Source organism: Amycolatopsis camponoti (assembly GCF_902497555.1).
Taxonomy (GTDB): domain Bacteria; phylum Actinomycetota; class Actinomycetes; order Mycobacteriales; family Pseudonocardiaceae; genus Amycolatopsis; species Amycolatopsis camponoti.
In genome coordinates this window covers 700,243-712,704 of record NZ_CABVGP010000003.1, presented here as the reverse complement: position 1 = coordinate 712,704, position 12,462 = coordinate 700,243, and the positions used below count along the sequence as shown (strand labels likewise).

Annotated in this window: 11 protein-coding genes; 5 read left to right on the top strand and 6 right to left on the bottom strand. The window is 70.5% G+C overall.

The features are described 5' to 3' along the window. Positions 1-46 precede the first annotated feature (46 nt). The 5 genes from AA23TX_RS39815 to AA23TX_RS39795 all read right to left on the bottom strand — a co-directional run bounded on the left by AA23TX_RS39815 (position 47) and on the right by AA23TX_RS39795 (position 4,857). Entirely contained in the window at positions 47-580 is a 534-nt protein-coding gene (locus AA23TX_RS39815; protein WP_230863028.1) for a DUF305 domain-containing protein, read from the bottom strand. Beyond that, positions 577-1,326: a lytic polysaccharide monooxygenase gene (locus AA23TX_RS39810; RefSeq protein WP_155548121.1), complete on the bottom strand. Its 750-nt coding sequence runs from the start codon at positions 1,324-1,326 to the stop codon at positions 577-579. The genes AA23TX_RS39815 and AA23TX_RS39810 overlap by 4 nt, the downstream gene beginning before the upstream one ends. A 145-nt stretch (positions 1,327-1,471) precedes the next feature. Next, complete coding sequence (locus AA23TX_RS39805; protein ID WP_155548120.1) at positions 1,472-2,188, bottom strand: dienelactone hydrolase family protein; 717 nt, start codon at positions 2,186-2,188, stop codon at positions 1,472-1,474. A 37-nt stretch (positions 2,189-2,225) separates the two neighbouring features. Further along, positions 2,226-3,401, bottom strand: coding sequence for a globin domain-containing protein (locus AA23TX_RS39800; RefSeq protein ID WP_155548119.1), 1,176 nt, complete (start codon positions 3,399-3,401; stop codon positions 2,226-2,228). 280 nt (positions 3,402-3,681) lie between these two features. Then, on the bottom strand, positions 3,682-4,857 hold the full coding sequence (locus AA23TX_RS39795; protein WP_196425797.1) for a globin domain-containing protein: 1,176 nt from the start codon (positions 4,855-4,857) through the stop codon (positions 3,682-3,684). Between the two features lie 294 nt (positions 4,858-5,151). On the opposite strand from AA23TX_RS39795, the gene AA23TX_RS39790 reads away from it, so the two are divergent. From AA23TX_RS39790 to AA23TX_RS39775, 4 genes are all read left to right on the top strand, one after another. After that, positions 5,152-5,637 (top strand): MarR family winged helix-turn-helix transcriptional regulator, encoded by a 486-nt coding sequence (locus AA23TX_RS39790; RefSeq protein WP_155548118.1) that lies wholly within the window; start codon positions 5,152-5,154, stop codon positions 5,635-5,637. A 99-nt stretch (positions 5,638-5,736) separates the two neighbouring features. Next, positions 5,737-6,924 (top strand): MFS transporter, encoded by a 1,188-nt coding sequence (locus AA23TX_RS39785; RefSeq protein ID WP_155548117.1) that lies wholly within the window; start codon positions 5,737-5,739, stop codon positions 6,922-6,924. Positions 6,925-7,020: 96 nt separating this feature from the next. Then, on the top strand, positions 7,021-9,615 hold the full coding sequence (clpB, locus tag AA23TX_RS39780; protein WP_155548116.1) for an ATP-dependent chaperone ClpB: 2,595 nt from the start codon (positions 7,021-7,023) through the stop codon (positions 9,613-9,615). Positions 9,616-10,042: 427 nt separating this feature from the next. Then, on the top strand, positions 10,043-10,807 hold the full coding sequence (locus tag AA23TX_RS39775) for a TtfA family protein (protein ID WP_155548115.1): 765 nt from the start codon (positions 10,043-10,045) through the stop codon (positions 10,805-10,807). Here the strand turns inward: AA23TX_RS39775 and AA23TX_RS39770 are convergent. Beyond that, the gene (locus AA23TX_RS39770) at positions 10,804-11,478 is read right to left on the bottom strand and encodes a hypothetical protein (RefSeq protein ID WP_155548114.1); all 675 of its coding nucleotides are present in this window, start codon (positions 11,476-11,478) and stop codon (positions 10,804-10,806) included. The genes AA23TX_RS39775 and AA23TX_RS39770 overlap by 4 nt on opposite strands. A gap of 71 nt (positions 11,479-11,549) precedes the next feature. Between AA23TX_RS39770 and AA23TX_RS39765 the strand changes: the two genes are divergently transcribed. Then, positions 11,550-12,317, top strand: a complete 768-nt coding sequence (locus AA23TX_RS39765) for an SDR family NAD(P)-dependent oxidoreductase (RefSeq protein ID WP_155548113.1) — start codon at positions 11,550-11,552, stop codon at positions 12,315-12,317. Positions 12,318-12,462: the final 145 nt, after the last annotated feature.

Here is a 12,462-nt window from a genome sequence, read left to right as displayed (position 1 = left end):
CGGGCAGGGGGCTGCCCGCGGCCGGCACCCCGGGGCCGCGGGGACGTCAAACCTTGAAGTTCAACAGCTGCTTCACTTCGGCACTCCGCGACTCGATGACCCGCCGGGCCAGGTCGCGGGCTTGGGCGTTCACCCCGCCGCTCGCTCCGTTCTCCGTCTGGGCCAGCTCGACCGCTCCCTGCTGCTGGCCGGTCAGGACGTCGAGGAACTTGCGCGGGAACTCACCCGAGGGAGCCGCCCGGAGCGTGCTCACCAGGTCCGGCGAGGTCATCTTCATCCCGCCGTGGCCCGCGTGGGCCTGGGGGTTCATGTCCATCGCCTCGGGCTGACCCCACGCGCGCAGCCAGTTCTTCATGTCGGTGATCTCGGTCTGCTGGGTCGACTCGATCGCCGCCGCCAGTTCCTTCAGTGCCGGGGGCAGGGGGTGGTCCGCGGCCAGCCGGACGATCTCGATGCCCTGCTGGTTCTGGGGGATCAGCATCTGCAGGAACATCACGTCGGCCGCGTTGTACGTGGGTGGGGCCGCCGTCGCGCTGCAGCCCGTCAGCAGCAGCGCGACGACGGCCAGCCACACTCTCACTGGCGCTGCCACAAGGCAGGCGTGTTCGGCGGCTCCCAGCCCGCGATCGCCGTGTGCGGCTGGAGGCAGCGGTAGCTCACCCCGTTGTAGGTGACCACGTCGCCGGCCTTGTACGCCGTTCCGGCCGCCCACGTGCCACTCGACGGCGGCGTGGTCGGGGTCGTCGTCGGCGGGCGGGTCGTCGTCGGGGGCGGGGTCGTGGTGGTCGGCGGCGGGGTTCCGCCGCCGCCGATCTGGAGGTCGACGCAGCTGTAGAACGCGTTGGCCGTGTCGGAGATGTTCCAGATCGCCAGCACCTTCACCCGGCCGGAATAGCCGGACAGGTTCACCGTGTGCTGAACCGTCGCCGGTGGCTGCTGGTTGTTGCCGTTGAACGACGCCACGAGCGTGTTGCCGACGTAGTACTCGTAGCTCTTCGTGGCGTGCCGGGCGGTGAACACCCAGTTGAAGGTCACCGACGTGCCGACGGACTTGGCCGGCCAGGGCTTCGACTCGTCGGTCAGCTCGGCGAACTGCGTCAGCCCGGCGTTGCAGCTGCGCAGGCCCTTGGGACCTTCGACGCTCTGGGGTTCGTAGACGATCTGGCCGCAGTTCGGGACCTTCCCGGCCGCGCAGTTGGCCTGCCGGCTGGGCGGATCGGAGATGTACCCGTGGGCACTCGCGGAGGTGGCGGGGAGGACGACGACCAGCACCGGGGCGAGGAGAGCACCGGCTGCGGCCGCGAAGAGCTTTCGCTTCAGGGTCATTTCGGCTCCTCGAGGGGGAACGGCGGTGTTCCGGAGGGAGGACGAACGAGCACGTCCGGGGAAGACGTGGTCTAGACCATAAAGCGATTCGGGCACAACGGTCAATCAACTACAGCCGTTCAGCAGAAACGCTAGCCCGCTCGGCTCAGTGCGAAGGTCGGGCCGGTTGCTGCAGGTGTTCGCCGAAGAAAGACGTCACTCGGCGCCACGCGTCTTCGGACGCCTCGTGGTGGTAGGTGAACCCGACGACCTTGAGCAGCAGGTTCAACGGCGGCGCGACCTCGACCTTGTTGGCGAACCCGTGGCTCGCCCCCTCGTATTCCTTGACGTCGTGCGGGATCTGACGCTCGGTGAGCGCCGTCTCGAGCTTCGCCGCCGCGCCGCGCAGCGAGAAGTCCTTCTTGCCGAAGCTCCCGACGATCGGGCACGCGTCGTCGAGGACCGACAGGTTCTTCGGCAGCTGCCCGTAGTACGGCGCCGACGCCTCGAAGCCGCGCGACGCCGCGACGAGCGCGAAGCCGCCGCCCATGCAGAACCCGGCGATGCCGACCCGGCCCGAGCAGTCCGCGCGGCCCGCCAGGAGCGCGCGCGACGCCTCGATGTCGTCGAACGACCGGCCCTGGTTCGCGAACATGTCCGAGAACACGCGGCGCACGCACCGGCGAAAACCGCCGCGCGAGTACAGGTCGGGGCTCAGCGCGAGGTAGCCCTCGGCGGCGAAGCGGTCGGTGATGTTCTTCGTGTCCTGGCTCAGCCCGAACGCGTCGTGGATGAGCACCACGCCCGGGTGTGGTCCCTCGCCCGCGGGCTCCGCCAGGTAGCCGCCGATGGTTCCGTCCGAAACCGGAATAGTCGTCTCCATATAAGCGAAGATAGCGCGGCGGCCCGCTGAGCGGTCCTCAGTCCAGGGTGAACGGGTCGAAGCGGATGCGTTCGAGCTCGATTCCGGCGGTCAGCAGCTTCGCGATCGTCGCCCGGATCATCTCGGGCGAACCGGACACGAGGATGTCGTGGTCCTTCCAGCCGCCGCGCTGGGTCACCGCGTGGGCGAGCGTGCCGCGGTCGCCACCCGGGATCGCGCCCTCCTCGGTCACCGGGGTCACCGTCAGCCACTTCGACACCGCGGTCAGCCGCCGGAGGTCGTCCAGCGCGTACAGGTCCTCGGGTCTTCTGCCGCCGAAGAACAGGTGCACCGGCGGGTTGCGCTTCCAGTGCGCGAGATCGTCGAGGATCGAGACGAACGGGGTGACCCCGGTCCCGCCGGCGATCATCAGCAGCCGCTTCCTCGTGGCGGTCGGGCGCACGTTGAGCGTGCCCATCGCCGGCCCGAGCCGCCACGTGTCCCCCGGCTTGGTGTGGTTGACGATGGCGCCGCTGACCCAGCCGCCGGGCACCGCGCGCACGTGGAAGGTCATCCGGCCGTCGCCGCGCGGCGCGGTCGCCGGAGAGAGGTAACGCCACATCCGCGGCCGCTGCGGCACCTCGACGCTCACGTAGCTGCCGGCCCGGAACGGCAGGAGCCCTTCGGTCTGCACCCGGACCATCGCGACGTCGCGGGACAGCTTGCGGTGGTCGAGCACCCGCGCCGACCACGACGCCGGCCCGGTCTCGGCCTGCGCGGCCTCGCGCATGGTCTTGGCGATGAGCCCGTACGCCGTCGTCCAGGCGGACTCCACCTCGGGCGTCCACTTCTGCTTGAGGAACCGTTTCAGCGCGGCCAGCAGCGCGACGCCGACGGCGTCGTAGTGGCGGGAGACGACGGCGAACTTGCGGTGGTCGCGGCCCAGCTGCCCGAGGAAGGTGATCAGCTCGTCGGGCCGGTCGACCATCTGCACCACGTACACGAGCGCGCGCAGCAGCCGGCTGCGCTGGCTCGCCATGGTGACCGGGAACAGATCGCGGCAATCCGGTGCGACCACGAACAACACGCCGTAGAAGTACTGCGCGACTTCGTCGGCTTTCGGTTCGATCTCCGCGAAACTTTCACGAATCAGCCGGGCTTGTTCGCGACCTTCCACTGTGGAAACGGGGAGGTTCTTGGGCGGTGCGGAGATCTTCACGGATTCAGCAGTCATCGGGAACGGTAATCTCCAGTCGTGCAAAGGCTTTTTGCGCCGTGCATGTGGCGACGCTGTGGCGGTGCCGCCCCCGAGGGTTTCCGACTGTATGCGAATTCCCGTGCAGATGCGCGTGATTCCGCGCGGTCCGCTCGAACGGACCAATTTCGCCACACCGGGTAAACCCCGTCTGGCGCTACGTAAAAACGATCACCCGGAAGATATACGCGACTCGCGTAACAATTCTCGTCGTTCGTTCGATTTGTGCACCGGACCGGTGCGACCGAAATAGGAGGTGCTAGTCGATCGTGAACGGGTCGTACTGGATCTGGTCCAGCGCACTGCCCGCGACCAGCATGCGCGACACCGTCGCGCGGATCATCGCCGGCGAGCCGGAGACGAGGATGTCGTGGTCAGGCCAGGCGCCGTAGCGCGTGACGGCCTCGGCGAGCGTGCCCTGCTCGAACCCGGGGACGTCGCCGCCGCGCTCCACGACCGGCGTCACGTGCAGCCAGGGGTTGACGGACGCGAGCGAGCGCAGTTCTTCGAGGTCGTAGAGGTCCTCGCGGGCCGGGCCGCCGTAGAACAGCCAGGTCTTCGGGTTTTCGCCCCACAGTGCGAGGTGGTCGAGGATCGACCGCAGCGGCGCGACACCCGTCCCGCCCGCGATCATCAACACGCCCCGCGACGATTCGCGGTCGACCGCCATCCGGCCGAGGGGCGGGCCGAGCCGCCAGACGTCACCGGGCTGGGTGTGGCTGACTATCGCCCTGGACACCCAGCCGCCGTCGATGGCGCGGACGTGGAACTCGATGCCGCCGTCCTCGCGCGGCGCGTTCGCCGGTGAGAGGTAGCGCCACAGCCGCGGCCGCTGCGGGACTTCGACGCTCACGTACTGGCCGGGGTGGTAGGGGACGGGCTGGTCGGGCACGAGGCGCACCAGCGCGAGGTCCCAGGTCAGCCGCCGGTGCTCGACCACGGTGGCCTGCCAGGCCGGCGGGTTCGTGTCGGACGCGGCCGCGTCCTGCATGGCCCGCGCGGCGATGGTGAACGCCTCGGCCCAGGCCCGTTCGACCTCGGGCGTCCACTCGCGGCCGAGGTGGTTCTTGAGCGACGCGAGCAGCGCGGTGCCGACGGCTTCGTAGTGCCGCGGGACCACGCCGAACTTGCGGTGGTCGCGGCCCAGCTGGCGCAGGAACGGCGCGAGGTCGTCGGGCCGGTCCACCATCTGCACGATGTGCACCAGCGCGCGCACCAGCCGGCCGCGCTGGATCTCCATGTTGATCGGGAAGAAGTCGCGCGTGGTCGGGGCGAGGGTGAACAGCATCCCGTAGAAGAACTGGGAGATGTCCGCGATGTACGGCTCGGACTTCGCCCAGCTGTCGCGGATGAGCCCGACCATCGCGACGACGGCGGCGGGGGCTTCACGCGGCGACGAAGACCTCGGGAGCGGGCTGACCGAGTCGGCGGTCATGGGTGGGGGCCGCCTCCTGGATCCATCGCCACTGCTTGCACCTCGGTCACTCGTCGGGACCGCGCGCGCGGCCCGTCCGCAGGGTAGCCGCCGGGCGCCCTTTTGCCCGCATTGTTGCTCCGACCGGGTGTATTGCCCCCGGTCGGAGCGTGGGCGACCTCACCGGGGTGATCCTTGCTCGCGCAAGCGATTGCCAATAAACTTGTATTGCACAAGTATTAGCTCTTGGGGGGTTCCGGGTGGCGGAGCCCCCGGCCCGGGGCGGCGCCCCGGTGCAGCAGCAGGGAGGGGCCGATGGGCTTCGACGACACCGACGACGATGTCCGGGTCGAGCTCATGCGTGAGCTGAAGACCGCGTCGCAGCTTCAGCACGCCTGGGTCATGCAGGCCTGGCAGGACCAGCCGGGGTTGCACCCGGCGGCCGCGATGCTGCTGTCCGACCTCGCGAAGAACGGCGAAGCCAGGCCGTCCGAGCTGGCCAAACGCCGGTTCGTCGACCTGTCGGTGGTCAGCAGGCAGATCACGCAGCTGTCCGCCGCCGGGCTGGTCGACCGCCGTCCCGCGCCCGAAGACGGCCGTGCGTCCCTGGTGAGCGTGTCCGAGAAGGGCCGGGAGGAGCTCGCCCGCTGGCGGGCCAACTACCTGGAGTTCATGGAGACGGCGCTCGGCGGCTGGGACGACGAGCGCGTCACCGACCTCATCGGCCGGCTCGCGGAGATGAACGCCGACCTGCGCCGCGCGCTCGGCACTGCCGCGTACCTGGCTGACACGACCAAGTGACTCCTGGCCAAGCGGTAACACCGGGAGTTGCATTTTGCACGCGGGAAAGTGTCCGTTCGGTCCTGACCTGGCGGTGTGCCACAGGGTTAACGTCGTCAGGTGACGCGTAGCCGGGTCGCACTGCTGTGCGCGCTGGGGATCGACAACTTCGGCTCAGGTCTGGTCCTCCCCTTGGCGCTGGTCTACGTGACGCAGGTGGTCGGCGTGCCGCTCGCGGTGGCGGGCACGGCCGTCACGCTCGGAACCGTCGGCGGGCTCTTCGTGCCGCCGCTGGCCGGCCGTCTCGTGGACCGCGTCGGGCCGCGCGTCGTCGTCATCGGGGCACAGTTGCTGCAGGCCGCCGGCGCGGGCGCGTACCTGCTCGCCGACGGCGTGGGCCCGGTCGTGGTCGCCGCCGTCCTGCTCTCCACCGGCCAGCAGCTGTTCTACAGCTCCCTGTTCGTGCTCATCGCCGACGTCGCGGGCGACGTCCCGAAGGATCGGCCGTTCGCCGAGGTGGGGATGGTGCGGGCCGGCTGCTTCGGCCTCGGTGGTCTCGTCGCGGGGACGGTGCTGACGTGGCGCGGGGCGGGCGGCTACCCGATCTTGCTCGTCCTCGACGTCGCGACGTTCGTCGTGGCCGCCGCGATCCTCGCCGTGTTCGTCCAGTCGGCGCGACCGCACCGTCAGGACGGCGAGCGGTCGGCCCGGGTGCTGCGCGACCGCCCGTACCTCGCCTTGATCCTCTTCAGTGGCCTCTTCGGGCTTTCGCTCGACTTCTTCCTGATCGGCACGCCGGTGTTCGTGCTCGACCGGCTGCACGGCCCGGCCTGGCTGCCCGGGGCGATCCTCGCGCTGCTGACCGTGCTGACGAGCGTCGGCGGCACGCTCGCGCTGCGGCTCACCGCCCACCTGAGCCGGATCACGGCGATGCGCGCGGGCTCGGCGCTGTTCGCCGCGTGGTGCCTGGTCAGCCTCGGCGTGCTGCTCGTGCCCGAGGGGTGGCGGGTGGCGTACTTGCTGGTCTCGACGCTGATCTTCGCCGCCGGTGACCTGGTCTTCGGGCCGCGTTCGGGTGCTCTCGCCGAAGCCGCGGCACCTCCGGTGGCCCGTGGGCGTTATCTCGCTGCGTACCAGTACGCGTTCACCGTGGCGCAGGTCCTCGCGCCCGCCGTGGTGGCGTTGTTCTCGGTTGCCGACTGGTTACCCTGGGTGCTGGTCGGGGCGTGTGCCGGTCTTGCCGTGGCCGGGCTGGGGATGCTCGGCTCGCGGTTGCCGGCGGACGCCGTCGCACCCGGTCAGAGTTGAGCGGAACAGACTCAAGTTTTCGTGCGTTAGGGATAGTGTCAGGTCACGGTCAGGCCTGCCACCACGACTTTTGGTGTATCGAGCATGAGGTGAGGGATGGACGCTTTCAACCCGACCACGAAGACCCAGCAGGCGATCTCGTCCGCGGCGCAGGCGGCCACCATGGCCGGCAACCCGCACGTGTCGGCCGCCCATCTGCTGGGCGCCCTGCTGGCGCAGGGTGAGGGGCTGACCGCACCGCTGCTGACCGCGGTCGGGGCCGACCCGGGAGTGGTGCACAAGGAGCTCGAGCCGCTCATCGCGGCGCTGCCGTCCGCGACCGGCGCGACGGTGTCGAGCCCGCAGTTCGACACTTTCGCCGTGAAGTCGCTGACGCACGCGCAGAAGCTGGCGACCGAGCTGGGCGACGAGTACGTCTCGACCGAGCACCTGCTCGTCGGGCTCGCGACCGAAGGCGGCCAGGTGGCCGACCTGCTCAAGCGCCACGGCGCGACGCCGGACGCGCTGCGCGAGGCGTTCGTCAAGGTCCGCGGCTCCGCCCGGATCACCAGCGAGGACCCGGAGAGCACGTTCAAGGCGCTCGAGAAGTACGGCGTCGACCTGACCGCGCGCGCCCGCGCCGGCGAGCTCGACCCGGTCATCGGCCGGGACACCGAGATCCGCCGCGTCGTGCAGGTGCTGTCGCGGCGCACGAAGAACAACCCGGTCCTGATCGGCGAGCCGGGCGTCGGCAAGACGGCCATCGTCGAAGGGCTGGCCCAGCGCATCGTCGCCGGGGACGTGCCGGAGTCGCTGCGCGGCAAGCGCGTCGTCGCCCTCGACCTCGGGTCGATGGTGGCCGGCGCGAAGTTCCGCGGCGAGTTCGAGGAGCGGCTGAAGGCCGTGCTCAAGGAGATCACCGACTCCGCGGGCGAGGTCGTCACCTTCATCGACGAGCTGCACACGATCGTAGGCGCCGGCGCGACCGGTGAAGGCGCGATGGACGCGGGCAACATGATCAAGCCGATGCTCGCCCGCGGTGAGCTGCGGATGGTCGGCGCGACCACGCTCGACGAGTACCGCCAGCACATCGAGAAGGACGCCGCCCTGGAGCGGCGCTTCCAGCAGGTGCTGGTCGGCGAGCCGTCACCGGAGGACACCATAGCGATCCTTCGCGGGCTGAAGGAGCGTTACGAGGTGCACCACGGTGTCCGGATCACGGACGCCGCGCTGGTCGCCGCCGCGACGCTGTCCGATCGCTACATCACCGCGCGCTTCCTGCCGGACAAGGCCATCGACCTGGTCGACGAGGCCGCGTCCAAGCTGCGCATGGAGATCGACTCGCGGCCGGTGGAGATCGACGAGGTCGAGCGGGCCGTCCGTCGGCTCGAGATCGAGGAGATGGCGCTCGCCAAGGAAAGTGACGCGGCTTCGAAGGACCGGCTCTCCGCGTTGCGCGCGGAGCTGGCCGAGAAGCGCGAGACGCTGACCGCGCTGACCGCGCGCTGGCAGAACGAGAAGGGCTCCATCGAGAAGGTCCGCGAGCTCAAGGAGCAGCTGGAGCAGCTGCGCGGCGAGTCCGAACGCGCCGAGCGCGACGGCGACCTGGGCAAGGCCGCCGAGCTGCGCTACGGCCGGATCCCGGCGCTGGAGAAGGAGTTCGAAGCGGCCACCGCGGCGAGCGAGGCCAGCCAGCAGAACGTGATGCTGAAGGAAGAGGTCGGCGCGGACGACGTCGCCGACGTCGTGGCCGCGTGGACCGGCATCCCGGCGGGCCGGCTGCTCGAAGGCGAGACCGGCAAGCTGCTCCGGATGGAAGAGGAGCTGGGCCGGCGCGTCATCGGGCAGCAGGAGGCCGTGCAGGTCGTCGCGGACGCGGTGCGCCGCAGCCGGGCCGGCGTCGCCGACCCCGACCGCCCGACCGGCTCGTTCCTGTTCCTCGGCCCGACCGGCGTCGGCAAGACCGAGCTGGCGAAGGCGCTGGCCGAGTTCCTGTTCGACGACGAGCGTGCGATCCAGCGCATCGACATGAGCGAGTACGCCGAGAAGCACTCGGTGGCGCGCCTGGTCGGTGCCCCGCCGGGCTACGTCGGCTACGACCAGGGCGGCCAGCTGACCGAAGCCGTCCGGCGCCGGCCGTACTCGGTGGTGCTGCTCGACGAGGTGGAGAAGGCCCACCCGGACGTCTTCGACGTGCTGCTGCAGGTCCTCGACGACGGCAGGCTGACCGACGGCCAGGGCCGGACGGTGGACTTCCGCAACACCATCCTGATCCTGACCTCGAACCTCGGCTCGCAGGCCATCGCCGACCCTTCACTCGACGAACGCCAGCGGCGGGACGCGGTGCTGAACGTGGTGCAGCGGCAGTTCAAGCCGGAGTTCCTCAACCGGCTTGACGACATCGTCGTGTTCCACTCGCTCGGCACCGAGCAGCTGACGTCCATTGTGGACATCCAGGTGGCGCGGCTGGCCGCGCGGCTGGCCCAGCGCCGGCTGAACCTGGAGGTCACCGACGGCGCCCGCGAGTGGCTCGCGCTCAACGGCTTCGACCCGATCTACGGCGCCCGCCCGCTCCGGCGGCTGGTCCAGTCGGCGATCGGCGACAAGCTGGCGAAGGAGCTGCTGTCCGGCGAGGTCCGCGACGGCGACACGGTGCGTGTCGACATCCCGGAGCTGGAAGCCGGGGACTCGCTGACCGTCACCCGCGTCTGATTCACCAGGCCAACCGGCGCTCGTCTTCCCAGACGGCGCCGGTTGGCCCGTTTTCGTCCACAGTGGCCAGCCGGATGGCCACTTCGGCGCCTTCTCCGGGGGTGCGCGTGCCGCGGAAGCCACCGTGCGGGCTCGCGTCGCCGAAGACGTCGCCGCCGCGACCGGACTGTCCGATCCGGACTTCGGTGTGCTCACCCGCCTGACCGAGGACGGGCGCGGCCGGTGCGCGTCCGCGCCGTGCGGGCGCACCTGGTCGAACCGCTCGGAAAGGTCGACCGCGCCACGTTCTTCGCCTGCCTCAAGCTCTGGCCGAATCCCGGGATTAGGCGACTTGTCGACTTGCGGACGGGGAATTGGTCCGAACGGGCCCGGCGACACGGGTACCGGCGATCATCTCTTCGGCGTAGCAGGCGATACCCTGCACGTCGTGGGTATTCCGGCGTGGATCTGGTTCGTCATCGCGGCCGTCGCCCTGGTGGCGGGCCTCGGGCTGCTCGCTGCCGATCGGGCGAAGGAGGGCTCGCGCAACCGCGAGCGCATGCGCTGGGCGCAGTTGCGCGGCTGGCAGTTCGTCGAGGAGGACGAACGGCTGCCGCAGCAGTGGGCCAACGGCGCGATCGGCTACTTCGGCGCGGATGCCGCCGTGAACGTCGTCGCGGGGTCGACCTTCACCTCCGACGGCCGCCGTCCGGTGTTCATCTTCGACATCGAGTCCGAGGGCCAGATCCCGGCCGTCGTCGTCGCCGTGCGCTGCAACAAGAAGCACCGGATCCCGATCGAGATGTGGCTGTCCAGCGTGCCGTTCCAGCGCGCCGACATGCCCGAGATGCTCGGCCCGATCGGCTCGCGCTACGCCTTCGCCGATGACGCGGACGGCGCCCGCGCGGTGATCACCCAGGAGCTCGTCGACGCCGCGGACCAGCTCGGCGGCGACGTCGGCGTGGCCTGGCTCGAGGCCGAGTGGGTGCTCGCCAGCGTCGTCCCGACCGCCGGCCCGTCCCGGCTCGAGCGGCTGCTCCGGGACCTGGGCGAGATCGCGGACATCGTCGACCCGTTCGACGAGGACTACGACGCGGGCCGCCACCAGGCGAGCGCGCCCATCCCGTCCGTCGGCGGTACCCCGGCGACCCCGCCGACCCCGGCCGCCGGCATTCCGGTGCAGCAGCCGCCCGCGGACCCGCAGAACAACTAGAAGCCGAGCACCGGCTGGTCGAGCACGCTGACCGCCAGCGTGCCGCGCATCGACGTCGTGCCGCCTTGGACGTGGACGACGTGGTCCACTCCGAGGTCGCCGCTGAACGCGCCCGATGTCGTCTTGACCAGGCCGGAGGCCGGGCCCAGCTGGCCGCCCAGCTCGTGCGCCTGACCCACGTCGAGGTCGCCGGCGAAGCTGCCGACGGCGTGCACCTCGGACGTCGTGCCGACCGCGCCCAGCTGCCCGAGGTCGACGGCTTGCCCGGACGACCGGCGCGCGGCGATCCCGCCGGTGAGGTCGCCCGTGAACAGCCCGGCGTCGAGCTGCTCCGCGTTCTCGCTCAGGACGTCGACACCCTTGGCGAGCCAGACGCCCTGGTGTCCCCGCTCGAGAGCACCCGCGCGGTCGCCGCGGGTGGCGACGGCCTCCGTGAGGTCGGACGCGAGCCGGGCGTCCCCGAGCTGTTTGACGACGACGTCGCGACGGCTCGCGGAGAGCGTGTCGCCGTCGTTGTCGAGCGTCGTGGTGTGCCGGTGGTCGATCGGCAGGGTCAGTTCGGCCGGGGCCGCGAGTGCCACCGCGGGGGCCGCGAACAGGAGAGCCACGGGTGCCGCGCCGGCGGCGACCCTGGGCAGGTAGCCGCTCTTGCGCCTGCTGTGCTTACCCATGGGCGGGACGATAGCCCGACGCGGAAACGACTGCACCCGGAGGCTCTGACCTGTGGGTATCGTTCACCCACATGACCACCACCGCTCTTATAACCGGTGCCACCGCGGGCATCGGCGCGCAGTTCGCGCGCACGCTCGCCGCCGAGAAGTACGACCTGGTCCTCGTCGCGCGCGACACCAAGCGCCTGGAGGCCTATGCCGCTGAGCTGCGGGGAAAGCACGGCGTCGCCGTCGAGGTGCTGCCCGCCGACCTGTCCGAAGTGGACGGACGGACGGCGGTCGAGGAGCGGCTCGCCGCCGGGCCGGTCGACCTGCTGGTGAACAACGCCGGGTTCGGCCTGAACGGCGACTTCTGGACGATCCCGCCCGACGCGCTGCAACGCCAGCTCGACGTCAACGTCACGGCCGTGCTGAGGCTGACCCGGGCCGTGCTGCCCGGCATGATCGAGCGCGGGCACGGCGAGATCATCCAGGTCAGCAGCGTCGCGGGGTTCTTCAGCGGCCGCGGTTCGACGTACACCGCCAGCAAGAACTGGGTCACGTCGTTCACCGAAGGCATCGCCGCGTCGCTGCCGAAGGGCGTCCGGATGATGGCGCTCTGCCCCGGGTTCACCGCGACCGAGTTCCACCAGCGGGCCGGCATCGGCAAGCCCGGCCCGAAAATCGCCTGGCTGGGTGTCGAACAGGTGGTCGGCGAAGCGCTCGCGGACCTGCGCCGCGGCAAGGTGATCTCGGTGCCGAGCCTGCAGTACAAGGCCGTCGTCGCGATCGGCGGGCTGCTGCCGCGCGCGGTGCTGCGCCGGATCAGCGGCGGCTTCGGCGGCAAGGGCCGCACCTGAGAGGCTTATCCAGCCGTCGGCCGCCGCATGACTTCCGGGCTGGTCGAGGGTCTGCGCGGGGGTGCGGCGCCTAACCAGGATAAGCCTCTGAGTAGGGCTGTCCCTACCCCGAAGACGCGCGTGCGCACCAGGGCGATCGAAGGGC